Below are 24,407 nucleotides of genomic sequence, written 5' to 3' on the forward strand. Positions count from 1 at the left end.
AGATCACGACAACATCCGTTCGATTTCTGCCCCAAAGCGGCGAGGTCGGTACGGGGAGGTAGACTTAAACGTGTCTGGCCGGACGCAAGCCCGCGCTTGCCCCGAGCGAACCTGTGTGGGATGCCGGGAGCGAGCGGCCAAGAGCGAGCTGCTGCGCATCGTGGTGGACGAGGGCGCCTGCGCCCCTGATCCACGCGGTACGCTGCCCGGCCGGGGTGCTTACGTGCACCCCGTCTCTGTCTGTCTCGACCTGGCGGTCCGCCGCCGGGCGTTCCCCCGGGCCTTCAAGGCCACGGGGCCGTTCGACACCGCGGCACTGACGCGGTTCGTCGAGCGGGTTGCACCGTAAGAAAAGTGAACGGCACGGGTCCCCGTGCGGTCAGGTACCTCGCGAGTTGGAAGTAGGTCGAGATTGCGATGAGCAGCACTCGATGAGTACGCGATGAGTACGCCCATGAAGTAGCGACGGTCCGGCGGTAACCCGGACCTAAAAGGAGCGAAGTGGCTAAGGTCCGGGTATACGAACTCGCCAAGGAGTTCGGCGTCGAGAGCAAGGTCGTCATGGCCAAGCTCCAAGAACTCGGTGAATTCGTCCGTTCGGCGTCCTCGACGATCGAGGCGCCGGTTGTACGTAAGTTGACCGACGCACTGCAGGGGCCCGGCGGCAACGCCGGCAAGTCCGCTGCCAAGCCCGGTGCGCCCCGCAAGGCGGCGCCCGGGAAGCCCGCAGCGCCCTCCCCGGCAGCTGCGGCACGTCCCGGGGCCCCGAAGCCCGGCGCACCGGCTCCCAAGCCGGCCGCCGAGGCCGAGACCCCCAGCAGCACCCCGGCGGCGCCCTCCGCGCCGTCGGCGGGCCCCCGTCCGGGCCCGAAGCCCGCGCCGAAGGCGGCCCCGGTGACCCCGGTCCCGGCCGCCGAGTTCTCGGCTCCGGCTCCGGCCCAGCCTGCTGCCCCGCAGCAGCCCCAGGCCCCGCGTCCCGCGGGTGCCACCCCCGGCCCCCGTCCCGCACCCGCCCGTCCGGCTCCGGCCGGCGGTCAGCGTGACGGCGGTCAGCGCGACGGCGGCCGTGACGGTGCCCAGCGCGACGGCGGCCGTGGTGGCGAGCGTGGCGGCGACCGCCCCGCACGTCCCGCGGGCCAGGGCGCCCCGCGCCCCGGCGGCGCCCGTCCGGCCGGTCCCCGTCCGGGCAACAACCCCTTCACCTCCGGCGGTTCCACCGGCATGGCGCGCCCCGGCGCGCCCCGTCCGGGCGGTGCCCCGCGCCCCGGTGGCGGCTCGGAGCGCCCCGGCGCCCCGCGTCCCCAGGGCAGTGGCCCCGGCGGCGCCCCGCGCCCCCAGGGCGGTCAGGGTCAGGGCGGTGCCCGTCCCACTCCGGGCGGCATGCCCCGCCCGCAGTCTCCGCGTCCCGGCGGCGGTCCCGCCGGTAACCGTCCCAACCCGGGCATGATGCCGCAGCGTCCCGCAGCGGGCCCGCGTCCCGGCGGTGGCCCCGGCGGTGGCCGTGGTCCCGGCGGCGGTGGCGGTCGTCCCGGCGGTGCCGGTGGCGGCGGCGGTCGTCCCGGTGGCGGCGGCGGCTTCGCCGGTCGTCCCGGCGGCGGCGGTGGCGGCGGCTTCGCCGGCCGTCCGGCCGGTCCCGGTGGCGGCGGCGGTGCCGGTCGTCCCGGTGGCGGCGGCGGCTTCGGCGGTCGTCCCGGCTTCGGTGGCCGTCCCGGTGGCCCCGGTGGCCGCGGTGGCACACAGGGTGCGTTCGGTCGTCCCGGCGGTCCGGCGCGTCGTGGCCGTAAGTCGAAGCGGCAGAGGCGCCAGGAGTACGAGGCCATGCAGGCCCCGTCGGTCGGCGGCGTCATGCTGCCTCGCGGCAACGGACAGGCCGTCCGGCTGTCGCGCGGCGCCTCGCTCACCGACTTCGCGGAGAAGATCAACGCCAACCCGGCGTCGCTCGTCGCCGTGATGATGAACCTCGGCGAGATGGTCACCGCCACGCAGTCCGTTTCCGACGAGACGCTCCGGCTTCTCGCCGAGGAGATGAACTACGTCCTGGAGATCGTCAGCCCCGAGGAGGAGGACCGCGAGCTGCTCGAGTCCTTCGACATCGAGTTCGGCGAGGACGAGGGCGGCGAAGAGGCTCTGGTCTCGCGTCCGCCGGTCGTGACCGTCATGGGTCACGTCGACCACGGTAAGACCCGACTGCTGGACGCGATCCGCAAGACGAACGTCGTCGCGGGCGAGGCCGGCGGCATCACGCAGCACATCGGCGCGTACCAGGTCTCCTCCGAGGTCAACGGCGAGGACCGCAAGATCACCTTCATCGACACCCCGGGTCACGAGGCGTTCACCGCCATGCGTGCCCGTGGTGCGAAGTCGACCGACATCGCGATCCTCGTGGTGGCGGCCAACGACGGTGTGATGCCCCAGACGATCGAGGCGCTGAACCACGCCAAGGCGGCCGAGGTGCCGATCGTGGTCGCGGTCAACAAGATCGACGTCGAGGGCGCCGACCCGACCAAGGTGCGCGGGCAGCTCACCGAGTTCGGTCTGGTGGCCGAGGAGTACGGCGGCGACACCATGTTCGTCGACATCTCCGCCAAGCAGGGCCTCAACATCGAGGCGCTCCTGGAGGCCGTCGTCCTCACCGCCGACGCCTCGCTCGACCTGCGGGCCAACCCGGAGCAGGACGCGCAGGGTATTGCGATCGAGTCCCACCTCGACCGCGGTCGCGGTGCCGTCTCGACCGTCCTGGTCCAGCGCGGAACGCTGCGCATCGGTGACACGGTGGTCGTGGGCGACGCCTACGGCCGAGTCCGCGCCATGCTCGACGACAGCGGTCAGAACGTCCAGGAAGCGGGTCCCTCGACCCCCGTCCTGGTGCTCGGTCTCACCAACGTCCCGGGCGCCGGCGACAACCTCCTGGTGGTCGACGAGGACCGTACGGCCCGTCAGATCGCCGAGAAGCGTGCCGCCCGTGAGCGCAACGCCAACTTCGCCCGCAAGGGCGTCCGGTTCTCCCTGGAGAACCTGGACGAGGCGCTCAAGGCCGGTCTGGTCCAGGAGCTCAACCTCATCATCAAGGGCGACGCGTCCGGTTCGGTGGAGGCTCTCGAGTCCTCGCTGCTCCAGCTCGACGTCGGCGAAGAGGTCGACATCCGGATCCTGCACCGCGGTGTGGGTGCGGTCACCGAGTCGGACATCAACCTGGCGACCGGCTCCGACGCCATCGTGATCGGCTTCAACGTGCGCGCCGCAGGGCGTGCCGAGCAGATGGCCGAGCGCGAAGGCGTGGACGTCCGGTACTACTCGGTCATCTACCAGGCGATCGAAGAGATCGAAGCGGCCCTCAAGGGTCTGCTCAAGCCGGAGTACGAAGAGGTCGAGCTCGGCACGGCGGAGATCCGCGAGATCTTCCGCTCGTCCAAGCTGGGCAACATCGCCGGTGTGCTGGTCCGCTCCGGCGAGGTCAAGCGCAACACCAAGGCGCGCCTGCTGCGCGATGGCAAGGTCATCGCGGAGAGCCTCAACATCTCCGGTCTGCGCCGCTTCAAGGACGACGTCACCGAGATCCGCGAAGGCTTCGAGGGCGGTATCAACCTCGGAAACTTCAACGACATCAAGATCGACGACGTCATCGCGACGTACGAGATCCGCGAGAAGCCGCGAGGCTGATCAACTCTCGGGTCCGCGAGGATCCGCGGGGTTCGGGAAGGGGTCCGGGAGTTCGCTCCCGGCCCCCCTCCACCAAGGTCGGGGCCGGTCGACGGGTCGTATTTCCGTCGATCGGCTCCGGCCGTTCCGGTACGGTTCTGATGTCCCCGGCAAGCTCTGGCGGGGCACGAACCCGAACCGGCGGGACATCCGGACATACATGTATGTGGGGACCCTGTCCTTCGATCTGCTCCTCGGCGACGTACGGTCGTTGAAGGAGAAGCGTTCCGTCGTCCGCCCGATCGTCGCCGAGCTCCAGCGCAAGTACGCGGTGAGCGCGGCCGAGACCGGCGGACAGAATCTCCATCGCAGGGCCGAGATCGGCCTTGCCGTGGTCTCCGGTGACACCGGACACCTCGCGGACGTACTGGACCGCTGCGAACGGCTGGTCGCGGGACGCCCCGAGGTGGAGCTGCTGTCGGTGAGACGGCGGCTGCACAGTGACGAAGACTGACAGTCGAGCGAAATCAGAAGGAAGAGTGACGGACCGGTGACCGACAACGCGCGGGCCCGCAAGCTGGCCGATCGCATCCAGGTCGTGGTCGCGGAGACCCTGGACCGGCGAATCAAGGATCCGCGGCTGGGATTCGTGACGATCACGGACGCCCGGGTCACCGGCGACCTGCGGGAGGCCACGGTCTTCTACACGGTCTACGGCGACGACGAGGAGCGCGCGGCCTCCGCCGCGGCGCTGGAGAGCGCCAAGGGCGTCCTCCGCACCGAGGTCGGCCGGCAGACCGGGGTCAGGTTCACGCCGAGCCTGGCCTTCGTCCCGGACGCCCTCCCGGACAACGCCCGCACCATCGAGGACCTCCTCGACAAGGCGCGGGCCAAGGACGCGGAGGTGCGCCAGGTGTCCACGGGCGCGCAGTACGCCGGCGACGCCGACCCGTACCGCAAGCCCGAGGACGAGGACGACGAGACCGGGACCGGGACCGACGGATCCTCCGAGAAGACCGGGACCGACGGATCCTCCGAGAAGAACGAGGGCCCGGCCTCCGCATGACCGAGCAGACCACCACTCCGAATGATGACAGTGGGAGCGAAGTGACCTCGGACAAGGGCGGTGGCGGGCGACGGGAGGGCGGCCTTGTCATCGTCGACAAGCCGTCCGGCTTCACTTCGCACGACGTCGTCGCCAAGATGCGCGGCATCGCCCGCACCCGGCGGGTCGGCCACGCAGGCACGCTGGACCCGATGGCGACCGGAGTCCTCGTGCTCGGGGTCCAGCGGGCCACCAAGCTGCTGGGCCACCTCGCCCTGACCGAGAAGGAGTACCTCGGCACGATCCGGCTCGGCCAGGACACCGTCACCGACGACGCCGAGGGCGAGATCACCTCGTCCACCGACGCCTCCGGCGTGACCCGCGAGTCCATCGACGCCGGGGTGGCCGCACTGACCGGCCGGATCATGCAGGTCCCGTCCAAGGTCAGCGCCATCAAGATCGACGGCAAGCGGTCCTACGCGCGGGTGCGCGGCGGCGAGGAGTTCGAGATCCCGGCCCGTCCGGTGACCGTCTCCTCCTTCCGCGTCTACGACGTCCGCGAAGCCGTCGCCGAGGACGGCACCCCCGTCCTCGACCTGGTCGTCTCCGTCGTCTGTTCCTCGGGGACCTACATCCGCGCCATCGCCCGCGACCTCGGCGCCGGACTCGGCGTCGGCGGCCACCTGACCGCGCTGCGCCGCACCCGCGTCGGCCCGTACGGACTGGACGAGGCCCGGACGCTCGACCAGCACCAGGAGGAGCTGACCGTGATGCCGGTCGCCGAGGCGGCCGCCTCCGCCTTCCCCCGCTGGGACGTGGACGAGAAGCGCGCCAAGCTGCTCCTCAACGGCGTACGCCTGGACATGCCCGCCCATCCGCCGGGGCCGGTCGCGGTCTTCGGGCCCGACGGCGCGTTCCTCGTGCTCGTCGAGGAGGAGAAGGGCAAGGCCAAGAGCCTCGCCGTCTTCGCCTGAGCCACACCTCGCACCTGCCGCACCCCACGCTTCGGCGGGTCATGCGTGGAGCGGGCACCCACCCCCCAACCCGGTGCCCGCTCCACGTTCCCCTCCCCGGCACCATTCCTGCTCCCCGGGGGACACGCTTATTCACCCCATTGGACGGGCGCTCGGAGTGAATACCGGGGGCGTGGGGGGCGCTTTTCCCGTCCGCGCGCTCCAGGAGATCACCGGCGGCCTAACGTCGCACCATGGGCAGTGGGGACCGGTCGAAGCTGGTAAGAATCTGTGATCAGGCCGGCCGGCCGCGAGGGACGGGATTCGTCGCGGACGACCGCGGCACGGTCGTCACCGCCCACCAGGCCGTGACCTCCCCGGGCCCGCTCCTCCTGCACGGCACCGACGGCCGCACCTGCACCGTCGCCCCCGACGACATCACCGCGCTGCCCGCCCTGGGCCTCGCCCTCCTGCGCACCGGTGGCCCCGACGCCCTCGACGCGGAGCCCCTGCCCATCGCCGGACGCGACCGCGCCGAGCCCGGCGGCTACGTGGACATCGCCGCCCACGGGCGGCGCGAGGCCCGGGTGCTCGGCACCACCCCCGCCACCTACACCGCACCGGACGGTGGCGGCCACCCGGTCCCCGCCGCTCTGGAGCTGGCGCTGGGCACCGACGGCCGCGATGCCCTGCGCTCCGGGGGCGCGGCCATCGGCGGGCCCGTCACCGACCCGGCCACCGGCGCCGTCGTCGGCATCCTCTGCACCGCCCTCACCGCCCCGCACGAGGCGGCCGGCCTCGCGCTCCCGATCAGCCGGGGCGCGGACGACACGCTGGACGCCCTGCTGCGCCGCAACGCCACCGCCGCCCCCGCCTACGGCCCCGATCTCAACCTCGCCGGGGCCCTCCAGCTCACCGCCACCTCCGTCGGCTCGGCGGACGGCCCGCGAGCCCGCACCGCCCCCGTCGAGCGCGCGGACGTCCACGCCGAGTTCGCCGCCTTCGCCGCCGGTACGGGGCTGGTCCTCGGCCTCGTCGGAGCGCCCGGCACCGGCCGCACCACCGAACTGGCCGCCCTCGCCGACCGCCGCGCCGGCGGCGGCGCGCCCGCCCCCACACTCTGGCTGCGCGGCGCGGACCTGCTGGCCGAGGACACCTCGATCGCGGACGCCGCGAGCCGGGCCCTCGCCCGTGTCGCCCGGATCGTGACCGCGGCGGGCGCCCGCGGCGACATGAGCACGGCCACCCCGGAGCGCGTCGCCCGGCTCGCCGCCGACGCCGGGCAGCCGCTCCTGGTGGTCCTCGACGGACCCGAGGAGATGGAGCCGCTGCTGGCCCACCGGCTCGCCGACTGGACGGCAGGCACCGCCGCCTGGCTGCGCGAGCAGGGCGTCCGGCTCGTCGTGGCCTGCCGCCCCGAGCACTGGGAGACCGCGGGCGTCCTCTACCCGCCGGGCGCCCTGCACCGCCCGCACCGTCCCGCCCGCAGGCTGCCGGCCGCCCTGCGCCTGGGCGACCTCACCCCCGAGCAGGCCGAGCGGGCCAAGGAGGCCTACGGCATCCCGCCCGCCGCCCTCGCCCCCGGCCACGACCGGCACCCGCTCACCCTGCGGCTCCTCGCCGAGGTCCGCGCCGCGCTGCCGCCCGGGGTGCCGGGCCGCCCCGACACCGAGGACGTCTTCGGCGCCCACCTCGATCTGCTGTGCGTGCGCGTCGCGGTCCGGATCGCGGCCGCCGCCGACGAACAGCCCCGCGGCGCCGCCGTGCGCCGGCTCGCCGCCGGGGTCGCGGGCCAGGTCCACGAGGCGGCCCGCCGCTGTCTGGGGCCGGGCCAGGGCGAGCTGGACCGGACGGCGTTCGAGGAGATCTTCCCCTGGCGCACCGGCTGGGCCTCCGCCGTCCTCACCGAGGGCCTCCTCGTCCCCGCCGGGGCGGGCTACCGCTTCGCCCACGAGGAGCTCGGCGACTGGGTGCAGGGCGCCCACCTCGACCTGGACGCGGCCCTGCGGTCCCTGGTGCACCGCTGGCACCGGGGGAGCGGCGGCCCGGAACGGGTCCCGCACCCCCGCACCGCCGGCGAACCCCGCAGCCTGCCCGTGCCCCGGCACCGCATCGGACCGGTGATCCAGGCGATGGTGCTCCTCGGCCGCCGCCAGGGCACCGCCGCGCTCGCGCACCGGATGGCCGACCTGATCGAGGCGCTGGACCGGCTGTGGACCGACGCGGGCCCGCGCGACGAGGACGCCGCCTGGTGGGCGGCCCACCTGTTGAACGGCAGCCTGCTGCGGGTGCCCGACGCCCGCCCCTATCTCGGCGTCCTGCGGGTCCTCGCCGGACGCATCACCCGCCGCACCGCCGCCCCCGAGGGACTCGGGGCGTACGGGGAGTTCGGGCCCTGGTTCTGGCGGCGGCTGAGACTGCCCGAGGAAGACCGCATCGATCTGCTCCGCCGCCTCGTGCCCGCCGACGGACTGCCCCGCACCGACGGCGACGAACGCTATCTGGACGCGGTCGCCCGCCGCCTCGCCCTCGACGCCCCGGCCGTGCAGCCGCTGCTGTGCCGCTGGTTCACCGACGAACGCCCGCTGCTCGTGGGCCCCGACGCGCCGGACGTCCCGCTGCGCCCCACGGTCGCCGCCGCCGCGCAGGCCCTGCTGTACGCCCGCCGCGACCTCGCCCTCGACGAACTGGCCGACGCGCTGATCGCCACCCCGCACCAGCGCGCCGGGGAGCTGCTGCTGGCCCTCGCCGAGGACGAGCCCACCGCGCTCTGCCGGGCCGTGGAGCGCTGGGCCCGCGACGAGGACCGCCCGGCCCGCCGCTCCGCCGCCGCCCGCTACGGCGGACTCCTCCAGCAGCGGGTCACCGCCGAGGGCGACCGGGCCCTGCTGCGCTCCGCCGCCGAGGTCCTGCTGGACCGCCCCGAGGACGCCGCCCTGCACGGCGCCGCCCTCACCCTCCTCGTCCGCGACCCGGTGGCCAGGAGAACCCACCTCCCCGGGGCGCTGCGCGCGTTCGCCGCCGGAGACCCCCGGCTGCCCGTCGAACTGCTCGCCGAGGTGTTCCCGGCCCACCAGGAGCCGGTCCTCGCCGCCCTCCGCGCCCGCCTCGCCCGCCCCGGGGACGGTGGGGGAGCGGTGCTGCGGGCGCTGGCCGGGCTCGACACGCCCGCCCTCGCGCTGCACGTCGCCGGACTCTTACGGGAGTACATCGACGCCCATCCCGAGGACGGCACGCACGCCGCCGAGTACGTCGACCTCCGCCTGGAGCACGGTCCGGCCGCCCGGGCACTTCTCCTGCCCCTGGTGACCGGGCTGCTGCGGGACCGCCCCGCACCGCCGCCGGTCCGCGCCGCGCTCGCCCGGGTCCTCGCCGGGGCCGGCAGCGCCGCCTCCCGGCCGCTGCGGGCGGAGCTGCTGGAGGTCCTGCTGGAGTTCGAGCAGGTCACCGGCCGGGACCCGGACGTGTTGGAGGCCCTGCTGCGGGCCGCCGCCGAGGGCTCGGAGCGCCGCCCGGAGATCCGTACCCGCGCACTCGTCCACCGCACCGGGATGCTGCTGGTCCGCACCCCCGAGGGCGCCGCCCGTTTCGACCGGGGGCTGGTCGAGCTGGCCCGCGCGGTGCCCGGATTCGCCGTACTCGTCACCCGCTGGCTGGCCGACGCCCCGCAGGAGTGGGCGGCGGTCGTGGGGCCGAGCGCCCGGCGCACGGTCGAGGCGTTGGAGACATCACGCCCGCCGATGCCGATGCCGATGCAGGCGGCGGGACGTGAGCATGGCAGTCTTAGACCTGCGTAATCGACATACACACGTACACAGGTTCGGGCGAGGAGCGGTCACAGTGCAGCGCTGGCGTGGCTTGGAGGACATCCCCCAGGACTGGGGGCGCAGCGTCGTCACCATCGGCTCCTACGACGGCGTGCACCGCGGACACCAGCTGATCATCGGCCGGGCCGTCGAGCGCGCCCGTGAGCTGGGCGTCCCGTCGGTCGTCGTCACCTTCGACCCGCACCCCAGCGAGGTCGTCCGCCCCGGCAGCCACCCGCCGCTGCTCGCCCCGCACCACCGCCGCGCCGAGCTGATGGCCGAGCTGGGCGTGGACGCCGTGCTGATCCTGCCGTTCACCGCCGAGTTCTCCAAGCTGTCGCCCGCCGACTTCATCGCGAAGGTCCTCGTCGACCGGCTGCACGCCAAGGCCGTCATCGAGGGCCCCAACTTCCGCTTCGGCCACAAGGCCGCGGGGAACGTCGCGCTCCTGACCGAGCTGGGCGCCACCTACGACTACACCGTCGAGGTCATCGACCTGTACGTCACCGGCGAGGCGGGCGGCGGACAGCCGTTCTCCTCCACGCTCACCCGACGGCTGATCGCCGAGGGCGACGTCGACGGGGCCGCCGAGATCCTCGGCCGCCCGCACCGGGTCGAGGGCATCGTGGTGCGCGGCGCGCAGCGCGGCCGGGAGCTGGGCTTCCCGACGGCCAACGTCGAGACCCTCCCGCACACCGCGATCCCCGCCGACGGCGTCTACGCCGGCTGGCTGGAGGTGGACGGTGAGTCGATGCCCGCCGCGATCTCGGTCGGCACGAACCCGCAGTTCGACGGCGTCGATCGGACCGTCGAGGCGTACGCCATCGGCCGCGTCGACCTGGACCTGTACGGGCTGCACGTGGCCATCGACTTCCTCGCGTACGTCCGCGGCATGCTGAGGTTCGACTCGATCGACGACCTCCTGGTCGCCATGGCCGCCGATGTGAAGCGCGCCGGCGAGCTGACCGCCGCCTACGACCTCAGCCACTGACGTCGGGGCCACTCGTCACATTCCCGCCGTGCGGTCCGGCCGGGGACGGCGGATGCTGACAGCGTGCGCGACATCCTGCCCGACCTCCGTGCCCGGTGTGCCGACGGCATCCCCTTCGCCCTGGCGACCGTCGTCGCCGTGCACGGCAGCGCGCCCCGCGACCCCGGTGCCGTGCTGGCCGTCGACGCGGCGGGGACGGTGCTCGGCAGCGTCTCCGGAGGCTGTGTCGAGGGCGACGTGTACGAGGTCGCCCGCGAGGTGCTCGCCGGGGCCGGGCCGCGCGTGGTGTCGTACGGGATCAGCGACGACGAGGCGTTCGGGACGGGCCTGACCTGCGGCGGCACGATCGAGGTCCTGGTGCGCGCCTACGCGACCGCCGCCGAACGCGAGGATCTCGCGGCCGTGCTGGACCTGATCGCCGCCGATCGGCCGGTCGCCGAGGCCACGGTCCTGTCCGGAGCCGCGGAGACCGGAGCACGCCTGGTCGTCCGGCCCGCCGACACCCCTGGCAGCCCCGGCACTCTCGGTTCCGAAGGGCTGGACGCCGCCGTCACCGACGACGCCCGGGGGCTGCTGGCCCAGGGGCACACCGGGACCCAGTGGTACGGGGCGCATGGCCAGCGCCGGATGCAGGAGGTCGCCGTCTTCGTCCGGACGTACGCCCCGCCGCCCCGCATGCTCGTCTTCGGCGCGATCGACCACGCGGCGGCCACCGCCCGCATCGGCTCGTTCCTCGGCTACCGGGTCACCGTCTGCGACGCCCGCCCCGCCTTCGCCACCCGGGAGCGGTTCCCGGTCGCCGACGAAGTCGTCTGCGCCTGGCCGCACGACTATCTGGAGGCGGCCGAGGTCGACACCCGTACGGTGATCTGCGTCCTCACCCACGACCCGAAGTTCGATGTGCCCCTGCTCGCCGCCGCGTTGCGCACGCCCGCCGCGTACATCGGGGTGATGGGCAGCCGCCGCACCCACCGCGACCGGCTGGCCCGGCTGCGCGCGGCCGGGGTGGACGAGGCCCACCTCGCGCGCCTCGCCTCGCCCGTGGGCCTCGATCTCGGAGCCCGTACACCGGAGGAGACGGCGGTCTCGATCGCCGCCGAGATCATCCAGCACCGCTGGGGCGGCACGGGCCGGCCGCTCGGCGAACTGTCGGGGGCGATCCACCACCCTGGCGGGCCGACCGGCACGCGGTGATCAGGGCACCGCCTTCGCCCCGTCCTGAACCGCCTCCCCGGGTACGCCGTGCTCCCGGGTGCGGTCCATGGCCCGCCACTCCGGCCGCAGCCCGGCCAGGGTCGTGGTGAGGAAGTACGCGGCCCCGCAGACGAGCAGCACCGGAGCCAGTCCGGCAGCCGTCACCGCCGCCCCGGCGAGCAGCCCGCCGAGCGGGATGCCGGACCAGGCCAGCGAGTCCCCGAGGGCGTTGACCCGGCCCAGCATCCGGCGCGGCACCCGTTCGACGAAGACGGCCCCCAGCACGGGGTTGATGAACCCGGCTCCGAAGCCGCTGACGGCGAAGACGGCCAGCACCACGCCCAAGGGGGCGTCCACCGCGAGGACCAGGAACCTCGGAGCCCCGGCCAGCAGGAACCCGACGAGGAACACCACCCTGCGGGGCAGCCGGTGGGCGGCCATCGCCGCGATGAGACTCCCGCCCACCGCGGCGGCCCCCATCACCGTGCTGACAACGCCGATCGCCGCCGGACCGTTGCCGGACTCCCCGGCCCACACGGGGATCATCAGGGTGGTCAGCGCCGCGTCCAGCAGGTTGGTGATCCCGACCACGACGATGACGGCGAGCAGCAACGGATCGCCGCGCAGATGGGTGAAGCCCTCGCCGAACCGCCGCCAGTAGCCCGGCTCCTGGGCGTCGGCAGATACTGAGGGGGCCACGGCCGGACGCCCCGTGCCGCGCGGCAGCGCGACCGCGACGATCACCGAACCGAGGACGAAGCAGCCCGCGTTGACGACCAGGCCCGTCATGGGGCCGAGCAGCGCCACCAGGGCGCCGCCCGCCGCCGGACCGATGGTGGAGGCGAGCCGCTCGATCACACCGGACAGGCCCATGGCCCGCTCCAGGGGTGTTCCGGCGCGCTCGGCGGCCTCCGGGACCATGACCTCCTTCGCCAGGTCGCCCGGACCGCGAGCGGACCCGATCACCGCGACCAGGCCCAGCAGAACGGGGAAGGACAGCAGGTCCAGGGTGTGCAGCAGCGGGATCGCCGCGGCTGCGGCCGCGCTCGCCAGGTCCGTGGTCCAGGAGACGGTCCGTGGGCCCGTGCGGTCCACCAGCGGGCCGGACAACGCCTTGACCAGGACGTAGGGGGCCATCTCGCAGAAGGCGACAAGCCCGGTCCGCGTCGCACTGCCCGTGGTGACGAGGACGAACCAGGGGAGGGCGATCAGGGAGATCCGGGTGCCGGTCACGGAAGCGGCGATGGCCGCCAGCACCCCGGCCAGCGGCCGTAAGGACCGGTCGGCGGGTATGACGCCGGTGCCGCCCGGGTCCCCGGTGCTCACGGTGCCTCGGCTTCCGGGGCGGGCGTGTTCGGCTCGGGCAGGAAGTGGGTGATGACGCCGACGCGCTCCGCGCCCGCCGGGGCGGTCGCCGCGTTCTCCGGGGTGTCCCGCCGGTAGCGGCCGATGACGTCCCACAACTCCTGGTAGAGGTCGGTCGCTTCCTCGGGGGTGAGCCGCAGGACCCAGTCGCTCAGGTCGAACCGCTCCCGCCAGACGCGGGGCATCGTCTGCAGATCGTTCAGCGTCTGCTGGGTGCGCAGGGCGTAGATGGAGGCGACGGACTGCTGGTAGGCGAGGGCGGCCTCGGGTTCCCGCTCGGCCAGTTCCGGGTCGTTGAACCAGGTCGTCCGGTGCACCGAACGCCACCAGCGCTCGCGGGCGTTGCCGCGTTCCGTGTCCTCCTCGACGAAGCCCGCCGCGCCGAGCTGCCGCAGGTGGTAGCTGGCCGTTCCGGAGTTCACCCCGAGCCGCTCCGCGAGACGGGTGGCCGTGGACGGGCCGTGCTTTCGCAGCAGCCCGATCAGCTGTACGCGGACCGGGTGCGCCATGGCGCGCAGCCCCTTGGCGTCCAGGACGACCGATCCCTCGTCCAGGGACGGGTCGTCGGAAGGGTGCGGAGTGTCGTCTGTCATGCGGCAGACTGTAGACCGCAAAGAGTTCTTCGCAAAGATCTCTTCGCGAAGAACTCTTTGCGGTCTTTCGCGGCGGGGTGACGACGCATGCCGGCCGATGAATTCCGCGGGGCCCGGCGGTCCATCTCTGCGGGACCGCCGACAGGCGCGCGTCCGCACAGAAGGAGACACCGTGGCCAAGCTCATCTACTCCATGATCACCTCGCTCGACGGCTACGCCGAGGCGGCGGAGGGCAGCCTCGGCACCGGGGCCGAGGATCCGGAGGTGCACACCTTCGTCGGCGACCTCTTCCGCCCCGTCGGCACGTACCTCTACGGCCGGCGGATGTACGAGACGATGGTCTACTGGGAGACCGCGCACACCGAGCCCGACCAGCCGCCGCACATCCTCCAGTACGCCCGTGACTGGCAGGCCGCGGAGAAGGTCGTGTACTCCACGACGCTCGACGAGGTGTCCAGCGCGAGGACCAGGGTCGAGCGGACCTTCGACCCGGACGCGGTGCGCCGGCTCAAGGCCGAGGCCGAACACGACCTCACCGTCGACGGCCCGAACCTCGCCGGCCAGGCCATCGCGGCCGGCCTGGTGGACGAGTACCACCTTTTCATCACCACGAGTGTGGTCGGCGGCGGCAAGCGGTTCTTCCCCGACGGCGTGCGCCTCGACCTCGAACTGGTCGAGGAGCGCGCCTTCGCCAGTGGACTGATCTACGCCCGCTACCGGACCCGTTGAACAGCACCTGCCTCAGGCGGGCGCCTCGGCGGGCCCGCCCCGGTCCTCCCCACCGCACGCCGCCGCCCAGTGGCACGCCACCTGGGTGCCCCCGCCGCCGCTCAGCACCGGGAGATCCACCGTGCGGCATGCCTCCGCCACGCCCGCCCGCTCCGCCTCGCCCGAAGCCAGGACCTGGCAGCGGACGTGGAACCGGCAGCCACCGGGCACCTTCGAGGGGTCCGGCGGCTCCCCGGCCAGCACGACCGGTTCACCCTCCGCCTCCGGGAGCACGGACAACAGGGCCCGTGTGTACGGATGCCGGGGGGCCGTCAGCAGCTGCTCGACCGGGCCCGTCTCGACGATCCGGCCCAGATACATCACCGCCACCCGGTCCGCGATGTTCCAGGCGAGCCCCAGATCGTGGGTGACGACCAGGGCCGAGAGCCCCAGCTCGTCCCGCAGACGCAGCAGCAGCGCCAGGATCTCGCCCCGTACCGACGCGTCCAGCGAGGCCACCGGCTCGTCGGCCACGATCAGCTCCGGCTCCAGCACCAGGGCCCCGGCGATCACGACGCGCTGGCGCTGACCGCCCGACAACTCGTGCGGGAAGCGCAGGAAGAACCGCTCCGGCGGTCGCAGCCCGGCCCGGGAGAGGGCTTCCGAGACGGCCGCCCGCTCGTCGCCCGCGTACCCGTGGATGCGCAGCCCCTCGGCCACCGCGTCGTACACCGTGTGCCGCGGGTTGAGCGAGCCGCTGGGGTCCTGGAGGACCAACTGCACGCGCTTGCGGTACGCCTTGAGCGCCCGGCCCGAGTAGTCGAGCGGGGCGCCGCCGAAGGTGACCCGGCCAGAGGTGGGCGGGACCAGGCCGAGCAGGGAGCGGGCGAGCGTCGTCTTGCCGCAACCGGACTCGCCCACCAGCGCGACGATCTCGCCGGGACGGATGTCGAGGTCGACGCCGTCGACGGCGCGGGCGGTGGCGGCCCCGCGCCGGCCGGGAAAGGCGACCTTCAGCGTCTCGGCGCTGAGCAGGGGAGCGGTGTCGACCGGAGGGGTGCCGACCGGAGGAGCGGCGCCGGCCGGAGGGATGGTGCTCATGTCGTGCTCCTCGGGTCGCCGGCGGCGGGGGCGTCCACCAGGACGCAGGCGGCCCGGTGCTCGGCACCAACGTCCCGCAGCTCCTGGTCCTCGGTGGCGCAGGAGTCGAGCGCCACCGGGCAGCGCGGATGGAAGGTGCACCCGCCGGGCAGTGCCGAGGGGTCCGGTGGGTCTCCCGGCAGGCCGCGCGGGGCGTGCCGGGAGGAGAGGTCCCCGATCCTCGGGAACGCGGCGGAGAGCGCCTTGCCGTACGGGTGGCGGGCGTCCGTGTACACCTGCCGGGCGGGACCCTCCTCGACGACCCGGCCCGCGTACATCACCGAGAGCCGGTCACAGGTGTCGGCGAGCACCGCGAGGTCGTGGCTGATCATGATCAGCCCGACGCCCTGGTCCGCGACGAGCGCCTCGATCAGCCGCAGGATCTGCGCCTGGATCATCACGTCGAGGGCGGTGGTCGGCTCGTCCGCGACGATCAGCCGCGGATCGCAGGCCAGCGCCATGGCGATCATCACGCGCTGCCGCTGACCGCCCGACAGCTCGTGCGGATAGGCCTGGGCCCGGGCGGCGGGCAGCCCCACCTGCTCCAGCAGCTCACCGGCCCGCTTGCGGGCGGCGGCAGGGGTGGCCCTGCTGTGGAGCAGGATCGGCTCGGCGATCTGGTCCCCGACCCGGTGCACGGCGTTCAGCGAGTGCATCGCGCCCTGGAAGACGATCGACGCGCCCGCCCAGCGGACCGCCCGCAGCCGCCCCCACTTCATGGTCAGGACGTCCTCGCCGTCGAGGAGGATCTCGCCGGTCAGCGTGGCCGTCGCGGGCAGCAGCCGTAGCAGCGCGAGGGCCAGCGTCGACTTGCCGCAGCCGGATTCCCCGGCGATGCCGAGCTTCTGCCCGGCCTCGACCCGCAGATCGACCCCCCGTACGGCGGGGACGGCGTCGGCCCCGCCCCCGTAGGTGACGGTCAGGTTCCGCACCTCCAGGAGCGGCGGATCGCCGGTGGGCCTCGTCGGGTCGGGGGAGTCGGCCGGGTCCGGGTTCGGTGTGGTGGTCGTGGTCGTGGCGGTCAACGGGACACCCCCAGCTTGGGGTTGAGCACGGACTCGATGGCACGGCCGCACAGGGTGAAGGCGAGGGCGACCACGGCGATGGCGAGTCCGGGCGGAGCGAGGTACCACCAGTTGCCGGAGCTGACCGCGCCGGCCTCGCGGGCGTCCTGGAGCAGACCGCCCCAGGAGACGATCGTGGGATCGCTGAGCCCGAGGAAGGCGAGGGTCGCCTCGGTGAGGATGGCGGTGGAGATCACGAGTGTGGTCTGGGCCAGCACCAGCGGCATCACATTGGGCAGGACGTGACGGGACATGATGTGGCGGTGTCCGCCGCCGAGCGCCCGGGAGCGTTCGATGTACGGGCGGGACTCGACGGACAGGGTCTGGGCGCGGACCAGGCGTGCGGTCGTCGGCCAGGTCGTCACGCCGATCGCCAGGATCGTCGTCCACACCGACCGGGACAGGACCGTGGCCAGGGCGATGGCCAGCACCAGGGTCGGCATCACCAGGAACCAGTCGGTGACCCGCATGATGACGGTGGCGTACCAGCCCTTGAAGTGGCCGGCGGTGATCCCGATGAGGGTGCCGATCGCCACGGACAGGAAGGCGGCGAGCAGGCCGACCGTCAGCGAGACCCGGGTGCCCCAGAGCATCAGGGCCAGCAGGCTGCGGCCGAACTGGTCGGTCCCGAGCGGGAATGCACCGCTCGGCGCCTCCATCGGGCCGCCCGGGGCGGTCGTCACGCTCTGCGAGTCGGCTCCCACCAGCAGCGGGGCGGTCAGCGCGAGCAGGGCGATCACCGCCAGCACGGCGAGTCCGACGAGACCGGCGCGGTGCGTGCGGTACTGCCGCCAGAAGCGGAGCACCGCCTGCCGCCGCCGGGCCCGGGTGAGGGCGCGCGGGCTCTGTACCGGGGCCGCCTTCTCCGGCTGCCCGGAGGGCTTCCGGGCGTCCGGCTCCAGCGGCTCGGGCTTCTGCATCGACGTCGTCATCGGCCCACCCGGGGATCGAGCAGCGGATAGATCACATCGGCCAGCGTGTTCATCAGGATCACCGCGGCGGCGAACACGAAGAACAGCGCCTGCACCAATGGCAGGTCGGGCACGCTCAGCGCCTGGTAGAAGAGGCCGCCGAGCCCCGGCCAGGAGAACACGGTCTCCACCAGGATCGCCCCGGCGACCGTCGTGCCGAGGTTCACGAAGAGCAGCGTCACGGTCGGCAGCATCGCGTTCGGCACGGCGTGCTTCCGGCGGACGAGGTCGTCGCGCAGCCCCTTGGCGCGGGCGGTCGTCAGATAGTCGCTGCCCATCTCGTCCAGCAGCGAGGAGCGCATCACCAGCAGGGTGCGCGCGTACTCCACGGCGACGAGCGTGATGACGGGCAGCACCATGTGGTGGGCGATGTCCAGCACCCGGTCGAAGCCCTCGGTGTCGCCGGACTCCATACCGCCGGTCGGGAAGAGCCCGGGGATCGGGCCGATGCCCACCGACAGGGTGATGATGAGGAGCAGGCCGAGCCAGAACGAGGGCACCGAGTACAGCGTCAGCGCGAACGCGGTGTTGGCGCGGTCCCCGGTACTGCCCTTGCGCCAAGCGGAGCGGGCGCCCAGCCAGATGCCGAGCAGCGTGTAGATCACGAAGGCGGTGCCGGTCAGCAACAGGGTGGCGGGCAGCGCCTCGGCGATCTTGTCGACGACCGGGGCGCGGAACTGGTACGACGTACCGAAGTCGCCGGTCAGAGCCTTGCCGCAGTACTGGGTGAACTGCTCCCACAGCGGCAGGTCGAGGCCGAACTCACGGCGCATCGCCGCGATCTGCTCGGTCGACACCTGACGGCCGCCGGTCATCTGCTTGACCGGGTCGCCGGGGATCAGCCGGAAGAGGAAGAAGCTGGTGACGAGGACGGCGAAGAGGGAGACGGCCGCCCCCGCGAGCTTGCCCGCCGCGTAGCGGGCGTAGGCGGCGGTGGAGCGGGAGCGCGGGGAGCGGGCCGACGGCCCGGCCGGAGCCGGGCCGCCGGATTCGGTGCTCGCCACGCCCGCCGCGCCCTCTCGCAGGGCGGGAGTGCTTTCTGAGCTCATGGACTATTCACGGTCTTCCGCGGTGGAGCGGCGACGCATGGCGAACAGGAGTCCGCCACCGGCGAGGACGACGACGGCGATCCCGACCCCGATGAACACTCCGGTGGAGCTGCCACCGGAGTCGGAGGAACCGGACGAGGAGGCCCCGGCGGCCGGGACCGCCGACCACCAGCTCCAGTAGCCGTCCTGGCCGTAGATGTTGCCCGCGGCCGACGGCATGGTGGTGATGGACTCGATGTGGTCGGTGCGGTAGGCCTCGACGGCATTCGGGTACGCCATGACGTTCATGTACCCGGTGTCGTACAGCCGTGACTCCAGTTGTTTGACCAGATCCGCCCGCTTGGCGGGGTCGTACTCGGCCAGTTGCTTCTTGTAGAGCTCGTCGTACTGCTTGTCGCAGATGAAGTTGTCGGTCGAGGCCGTCTCCTTCGCCTTGGCCGGCAGGGCGTCGCAGGTGTGGATCGACAGGACGAAGTCGGGGTCGGGGTTGACGGACCAGCCGTCGAAGGCGAGGTCGTACTCACCGGCGTACCAGGGGTCGGAAACGTTGTCGAGGCAGTCGACCTTCAGCCCGATACCCTGCTCGCCCCACCACTCCTGGAGGTACTTGCCGATCGCCTTGTCGTTGGGGTCTGTGGCGTGGCAGAGGATGCGGAAGTCGAGCGGCTTGCCGTCCTTGCCGACGCGCTGGCCCGCGCCGTTCTTCTTGTACCCGGCCTCGTCCAGGAGGGTCGCGGCCTTCGCCGGGTCGTAGGCCAGCTTCTGGTCCGCCGACGGCTTCCAGAAGTAGTCGCCGAAGCGTGGCGGGATGTAGCCCTCGCCCTCGACGGCGTGGCCCTGAAAGACCTTGTCGATGATGGTCTTGCGGTCGACCGCCATGAACAGCGCGTGCCGCACCTTCTGGTCAAGCAGCGCCGGGTGCCCGTCGCCGAACTTCTGTCCGTCCTTGGTGCGGGCGCCGGGGTTGACGGCGAGCGCGAAGAAGCGGCGGCCCGGGGCGTCGTTCACCTTGATGTCCGGGGCGCTCTCCAGCGAGGCGGACTGGGCCGGGGTCAGGCTGGGGCTGCCCGCGACGAAGGACACCTCGCCCTTGCGCAGGGCGGCCACGGCCGCGTCCTGGTCCTTGTAGTAGCGGAAGACCAGTTCGTCGAACTTGGGGGAGCCGCGCCAGAAGTCCTTGTTGGCCTTCAGCTTCACATAGCTGTCGACCTTGTAGTCCGTCACGATGAACGGACCGTTCCCCACGATGGGGAACTCCTTGTCGTTGTTGAACTTCGAGAAGTCGCCGACCTTCTCCCAGAGGTGCTTCGGGACAATCGGCACATCGAGCGCGGCCATCGTGGCCTGCGGCTCCTTCAACCTGATGACCAGCTTGTCCTTGCTGGGGGCGGTCACCTTCTCGAAGTTGCCGACGAAGCTGCCGTTGGAGGTCGCGGCAGCCTCGTCCGTCATCATCTTGTTGAACGTCCAGGCCGCGTCCTCCGCGGTGGCCTGCTGCCCGTCGGACCACTTCGAGTCCGGGCGGATCGTGTACGTCCACGTCAGCTTGTCCGCGGAGGGCTCCCACGCGGTGGCGAGGCCCGGGATCGCCTTGTTGTCCTTGGGGTCGTAGTTGGTGAGGAAGTCGTACATCAGCCGCAGGACGCTCGTGCTGAGCAGCCGCTGCGCCAGGAACGGGCTGAGCGAGTCGACGCTCTGCGCGACGGCGACCGTGAGCGTCGTCTTCCCGTCGTCCGCGCGCGCCTCGGAGGGGGCGGGCGCGAGCAGGTTTCCGGGGACGACGGATCCGGCGGTGAGTGCCAGGGCGGCCACGCCGGAGGCCAGCAGGAGGCGCAGGCGTCGGCGTGGCCGGGTGGAGTGGTGGGGAACTCTAGTGACCATGGACGGGGACCTCGCGTCATCACTCGCTGAAGAAGGCGGGTAGATCTCTGGTTCGCCAGTTGGTGAAGCGAAGGTTTATCAGCGGTGGTCGAGGCTCGTCAACGGTCAGTCAAACAGCGTGTGGGCTGCGGGAATAGCGGAAGGGCCCGCACCGCGCGAGCGGTACGGGCCCTTCACAGGCCCTGCGTTTACCCCCATTGGTCTACACCACTTCTGCCCTACTGCTGAGGCGCCGCCGGCGGTTGCGGAGGTGTCTGCTGCCAGCCGGCGGGGGGCACCGGACCCTGCAACTCGGGCTGGCCTGCCGGGTTGGCGTGCTCACCCTGCTGCTCCGGCTGCGCCTGCTGCGGCGCGGCGGCCCCGGGCGCACCGGGCCCGGCCTGCGGGGGAGGAGCCTGGAGCCACCCGTTCTGCGGTCCGCCCGGTGCCCCCTGCGGGGCGTAGGGGCCACCCGGCTGACCTGCCGCCTGATATCCCCCGTACGGCGGCTGTCCACCGTAGGGCTGCTGCTGGGCGTACGGCTGCTGGTGCCCCGGCTGCGCCTGTCCGGCCTGCTGCCCTTGCTGTCCCGGCTGGGGGTGCCCGGGGTGCTGCGGCTGCGGCTGCTGCGGGTAGGGCTGGCCGGGGCCGGGCTGCTGCGGTGCGTACGGCTGCTGGCCGGGGATCTGCTGTCCGGGCATCTGCTGTCCGGGAACGTGCTGCCCGGGAACGCCCGGCTGCCCCGGCATCGGCTGTCCCGGCATCGGCTGTCCCGGCATGGGCTGTCCCGGCGCCGGGTAGCCCTGCTGGCCGGGCATCGGCGGGGCGAACTGCGGCGGCGGGTTCTGGCCGTCCCCCGTCCACAGTCCCTGCTGCTGCTGGGCCCGCGCGAAGTCCTCGGCCACCAGCGCCGAGAGGTGGAAGTACGCCTCACGGGTCTTGGGCCGCATCATGTCGAGGTCGACCTCGGCGCCCGCCGCCAGGTGCTCGTCGAACGGCACGACGACGACTCCGCGGCAGCGCGTCTCGAAGTGCTGGACGATGTCGTCCACCTTGATCATCTTGCCGGTCTCGCGGACGCCGGAGATGACGGTCAGCGAACGCTGCACCAGGTCGGCGTAGCCGTGCGCCGAGAGCCAGTCCAGCGTCGTCGACGCGCTGGACGCGCCGTCGACCGAGGGCGTCGAGATGATGATCAGCTGGTCGGCGAGGTCGAGCACCCCGCGCATCGCGCTGTAGAGCAGCCCGGTGCCCGAGTCGGTGAGGATGATCGGGTACTGCTTGCCGAGCACCTCGATCGCGCGCCGGTAGTCCTCGTCGTTGAACGTCGTGGAGACCGCCGGGTCCACGTCGTTGGCGATGATCTCCAGACCGGAGGGGGCCTGCGAGGTGAACCGCCGGATGTCCATGTACGAGTTGAGGTACGGGATCGCCTGCACCAGGTCGCGGATGGTCGCCCCGGTCTCGCGGCGCACGCGTCGGCCCAGCGTGCCGGCGTCCGGGTTGGCGTCGATGGCGAGGATCTTGTCCTGCCGCTCGGTGGCCAGCGTCGAACCCAGCGCGGTCGTCGTGGTGGTCTTGCCGACACCGCCCTTGAGGCTGATGACGGCGATCCGGTAGCACGACAGCACCGGGGTGCGGATCAGCTCCAGCTTGCGCAGCCGTTCGGCCTCCTCCTTCTTGCCGCCCAGCTTGAACCGGGAGGCGGCGGAGGGGTTACGGCTGCTCTTGGCCTTCTGCTTGCCCCGCACCAGCCGGTCGGAGGAGAGCTCGACGGCCGCCGTGTACCCGAGCGGGGCGCCGGGCACCGACCGCTCGCGCTGGTCGTGCGCGACGGGGGTGGGCCAGGCTCCGCCCGTACGCGGGTCGACAGGCGGTTGTTGCTGCTGCTGAGGCGGCTGGGGCTGGGCGGCCTGGGGCTGCTGTCCGTACGCCTCCGGCTGCTGCGGGGCGACGGGGGCGGGGAGGTTGGGGGTGCCCTGGGCCGGGAAGGGCGCGTGCGGCTGCGGTGCGTTGGGTGCTTGTCCCGGCTGGCCTGGGTGGCCGGTCTGCGGGAAGCCGTAGCCGCCCTGCGGCGGGAAGCCGTACCCGCCCGCGCCCTGGGGGGCCTGGGGGTGCGCCTGAGGCGGTAGCGGTGCTCCGGGGCCGTGCTGACCGTGCTGACCGTGCTGACCGGGGAACGGCTGTTGCTGGTGCGGCTGTTGGGGAGCCTGGGGTGCCTGAGGGGACTGAAGCGCCTGAGGTGCTTGCGGCGGCTGTCCCGTCTGCGGGAAGCCGTAGCCGCCGGGCGCCTCGTTCGCCGGGGCGGAACCGGGCCACTGCGCCGCGGGTTGCGGCGCGGAGGGCGCCGGAGCAGCCGGCTGGAAGGTGGGGGGCAGCGGCGGCAGCGCGCCCCCCTGGGCGGGCGGCGACCACGGCACCGGTGCGGCGGCGGCCCGCGGGGCGTCGGCGACGGGAGGCGGCACGTCCTGGGGGCCGACGTCCTGGGGACCCGCGTCCAGGGGTGCGACGTCCTGCGCGCCCGTGCCCGTAACGCCGTCGGGGGCGGGTACGCCATCGGGTCCCGGGACCTCGTCGGCGCTCGCTCCGGCCGTGCCGCCGTCCTCGGAATCCGCGGAGCTCGCGTGCGTACGGGAGGCGGCCTCGGAGTCCGTGTCGGCGAGCGAAGGAAGGGTGGAGGCGGCCGGCTCGGAGGACGTAAAGGGCGTAACGGGTGAGGAAGCGTCCTCGGAACCCGTCCCTTCGGCGGGTCCGGCCGCGGCTTCCGCCTCGCGCTCCGCGATCTCCCGCTGGAGCGCGGCGGGCGAGAACCGCATCGTCGAGCCGCTCTCCACATCACCGCCGCCGAACGGACCGGCATCCCCGCTGTCGGCCGCCGGAGCAGCAGCCGGAGCGTCCTGCGCCTGCGTGTGCGGAGCGGGAGCGTCCGGAGCCTGGGTATCCGGAGCCTGCGTGTGCGGAGCAGGAGCGTACGGCGTCTCCGGTACGGCGGGGGAGACCGGGGCCTCCGTCGCCGCGGGGACGGCCGGCTCGGCGGGCGCCGGAGGGGCGGGTGCCCAGTTGGGGTCGAAGCCGCCCGGCGTCGCCGACAGGTCAGGCGAGGACAGGGGCGCCCCGACCGGCGGCGGAGGCGGCGCCAGGTGTGAGCCCGCTCCTCCCGACGAGTCCCCCGCCGCGTTCTGCGTGTACCAGGCGGGAGGGGTGTAGTCGATGGTGAACTCACCCGTCATCTCGGCGGGATCCGCGTCGGACGACTCGTCGACGGGCATGTCCCATCCGCCGCGGATCTCGTCCCGATCGCCGTTCACTTTGCCTCCTGGTGTGGTCGAGCACCCTTGTGCCGTGGTGGGTGGGGGCGACCGTTCCCGATGTGCCGGTACGCCCGGCTCTCCCCCTTGCGACGCGCATCACCTGCTCGCAGGTTTCTTCTGCCGCGCCCCACCCACCCTAATCGCCATCCGGTGAACTCAGGCAGGGCGTAGGGCACGGCAAACCCCGCCCCACGGGCCGGGTGTCGCACCCCGGTGAACGACGTGCGAAGGAACGGGGACGACGAGACGGTCAATCCGTGCCATACACGTACAGGGTGAAGCGGGAAAGCTCACTCCGGCGGCCACCACCCTTCGCGGCGCTCCGGCGCCTCCGCGGGACCGAACCCGCGTGACGCCGGACCTGTGTGAGGGAGCTGTGTGAGGGGACCTGTGCGAGGGGACGTATGTGAGGGGACCTATGTGAGGTCGAACTCACCGTCGCGAGCGCCCAGGACGAACGCCGTCCACTCCGCCTCGGTGTACCGCAGGACGGTGTCCGGGTCCAGCGAGGAGCGCATGGCGACGGCGCCGTCCGGCAGATGCGCGATCTCGACCCGCTCCTCCGCCTCCTCGGTGCCGGGCGCGCTGAGCCACGTCACATCCGAGATGTCGAGAGCGTAGAGCTCGTCCTTTTCCTGCTGGGTGCCCATGACGGCGTCCCTTCGATCGAACGGATTCGGTGCGTGGTCCATTTTCCCCGGAGGGAGGGGTGTTCGT

Annotated in this window: 18 protein-coding genes; 9 read left to right on the top strand and 9 right to left on the bottom strand. The window is 72.8% G+C overall.

The features are described 5' to 3' along the window. Window positions 1-70: 70 nt before the first annotated feature. The 8 genes from ACIQRW_RS25560 (at window position 71) to ACIQRW_RS25595 (ending at window position 11,628) form a co-directional block, all read left to right on the top strand. Window positions 71-349, top strand: coding sequence for a YlxR family protein (locus ACIQRW_RS25560; protein ID WP_403764347.1), 279 nt, complete (start codon window positions 71-73; stop codon window positions 347-349). A gap of 152 nt (window positions 350-501) precedes the next feature. Next, a complete protein-coding gene (infB, locus tag ACIQRW_RS25565) occupies window positions 502-3,660 on the top strand; it encodes a translation initiation factor IF-2 (RefSeq protein ID WP_403764349.1) in 3,159 nt (1,052 codons plus the stop codon). Between the two features lie 199 nt (window positions 3,661-3,859). Then, on the top strand, window positions 3,860-4,153 hold the full coding sequence (locus tag ACIQRW_RS25570; protein ID WP_403764351.1) for a DUF503 domain-containing protein: 294 nt from the start codon (window positions 3,860-3,862) through the stop codon (window positions 4,151-4,153). 36 nt (window positions 4,154-4,189) lie between these two features. Beyond that, window positions 4,190-4,705, top strand: a complete 516-nt coding sequence (gene rbfA / locus ACIQRW_RS25575; protein ID WP_403764353.1) for a 30S ribosome-binding factor RbfA — start codon at window positions 4,190-4,192, stop codon at window positions 4,703-4,705. Further along, window positions 4,702-5,658 carry a tRNA pseudouridine(55) synthase TruB gene (gene truB, locus ACIQRW_RS25580; protein WP_403764355.1) on the top strand — a complete coding sequence of 319 codons (957 nt, stop codon included), beginning with the start codon at window positions 4,702-4,704 and terminating at the stop codon, window positions 5,656-5,658. The genes rbfA and truB overlap by 4 nt, the downstream gene beginning before the upstream one ends. Window positions 5,659-5,891: 233 nt before the next feature. Further along, window positions 5,892-9,434, top strand: a complete 3,543-nt coding sequence (locus ACIQRW_RS25585) for a trypsin-like peptidase domain-containing protein (protein ID WP_403764357.1) — start codon at window positions 5,892-5,894, stop codon at window positions 9,432-9,434. A gap of 43 nt (window positions 9,435-9,477) precedes the next feature. Then, window positions 9,478-10,434 (top strand): bifunctional riboflavin kinase/FAD synthetase, encoded by a 957-nt coding sequence (locus tag ACIQRW_RS25590; protein WP_403764359.1) that lies wholly within the window; start codon window positions 9,478-9,480, stop codon window positions 10,432-10,434. A gap of 63 nt (window positions 10,435-10,497) precedes the next feature. Continuing rightward, window positions 10,498-11,628 carry an XdhC family protein gene (locus tag ACIQRW_RS25595; protein WP_403764361.1) on the top strand — a complete coding sequence of 377 codons (1,131 nt, stop codon included), beginning with the start codon at window positions 10,498-10,500 and terminating at the stop codon, window positions 11,626-11,628. On the opposite strand, the gene ACIQRW_RS25600 is transcribed toward ACIQRW_RS25595, so the two are convergent. Further along, window positions 11,629-12,954 (bottom strand): MFS transporter, encoded by a 1,326-nt coding sequence (locus tag ACIQRW_RS25600; protein WP_403764363.1) that lies wholly within the window; start codon window positions 12,952-12,954, stop codon window positions 11,629-11,631. Continuing rightward, window positions 12,951-13,586 carry an ArsR/SmtB family transcription factor gene (locus tag ACIQRW_RS25605; RefSeq protein ID WP_403764365.1) on the bottom strand — a complete coding sequence of 212 codons (636 nt, stop codon included), beginning with the start codon at window positions 13,584-13,586 and terminating at the stop codon, window positions 12,951-12,953. The genes ACIQRW_RS25600 and ACIQRW_RS25605 overlap by 4 nt, the downstream gene beginning before the upstream one ends. Before the next feature lie 172 nt (window positions 13,587-13,758). Here ACIQRW_RS25605 and ACIQRW_RS25610 point away from each other — a divergent pair, with 172 nt between their 5' ends. Then, window positions 13,759-14,316, top strand: coding sequence for a dihydrofolate reductase family protein (locus ACIQRW_RS25610; protein ID WP_403764367.1), 558 nt, complete (start codon window positions 13,759-13,761; stop codon window positions 14,314-14,316). A 12-nt stretch (window positions 14,317-14,328) separates the two neighbouring features. Here ACIQRW_RS25610 and ACIQRW_RS25615 read toward each other — a convergent pair whose 3' ends face one another. The 7 genes from ACIQRW_RS25615 to ACIQRW_RS25645 all read right to left on the bottom strand — a co-directional run bounded on the left by ACIQRW_RS25615 (window position 14,329) and on the right by ACIQRW_RS25645 (window position 24,340). Further along, complete coding sequence (locus ACIQRW_RS25615; RefSeq protein ID WP_403764369.1) at window positions 14,329-15,396, bottom strand: oligopeptide/dipeptide ABC transporter ATP-binding protein; 1,068 nt, start codon at window positions 15,394-15,396, stop codon at window positions 14,329-14,331. Then, window positions 15,393-16,511: an ABC transporter ATP-binding protein gene (locus tag ACIQRW_RS25620; protein ID WP_403764371.1), complete on the bottom strand. Its 1,119-nt coding sequence runs from the start codon at window positions 16,509-16,511 to the stop codon at window positions 15,393-15,395. The genes ACIQRW_RS25615 and ACIQRW_RS25620 overlap by 4 nt, the downstream gene beginning before the upstream one ends. Then, the gene (locus tag ACIQRW_RS25625; RefSeq protein WP_403764373.1) at window positions 16,457-17,431 is read right to left on the bottom strand and encodes an ABC transporter permease; all 975 of its coding nucleotides are present in this window, start codon (window positions 17,429-17,431) and stop codon (window positions 16,457-16,459) included. The genes ACIQRW_RS25620 and ACIQRW_RS25625 overlap by 55 nt, the downstream gene beginning before the upstream one ends. Next, window positions 17,428-18,519, bottom strand: coding sequence for an ABC transporter permease (locus tag ACIQRW_RS25630; protein ID WP_403764375.1), 1,092 nt, complete (start codon window positions 18,517-18,519; stop codon window positions 17,428-17,430). Before ACIQRW_RS25630 ends, ACIQRW_RS25625 begins: the two co-directional genes overlap by 4 nt. A 3-nt stretch (window positions 18,520-18,522) precedes the next feature. Beyond that, complete coding sequence (locus ACIQRW_RS25635; protein WP_403764377.1) at window positions 18,523-20,400, bottom strand: ABC transporter substrate-binding protein; 1,878 nt, start codon at window positions 20,398-20,400, stop codon at window positions 18,523-18,525. Between the two features lie 218 nt (window positions 20,401-20,618). Further along, complete coding sequence (locus ACIQRW_RS25640) at window positions 20,619-23,687, bottom strand: SCO5717 family growth-regulating ATPase (RefSeq protein ID WP_403764379.1); 3,069 nt, start codon at window positions 23,685-23,687, stop codon at window positions 20,619-20,621. A 419-nt stretch (window positions 23,688-24,106) separates the two neighbouring features. Continuing rightward, a complete protein-coding gene (locus ACIQRW_RS25645) occupies window positions 24,107-24,340 on the bottom strand; it encodes a DUF397 domain-containing protein (RefSeq protein WP_032792700.1) in 234 nt (77 codons plus the stop codon). Window positions 24,341-24,407: the final 67 nt, after the last annotated feature.

The sequence above is a fragment of the Streptomyces sp. NPDC091287 genome (assembly GCF_044768525.1).
Lineage (GTDB): Bacteria > Actinomycetota > Actinomycetes > Streptomycetales > Streptomycetaceae > Streptomyces.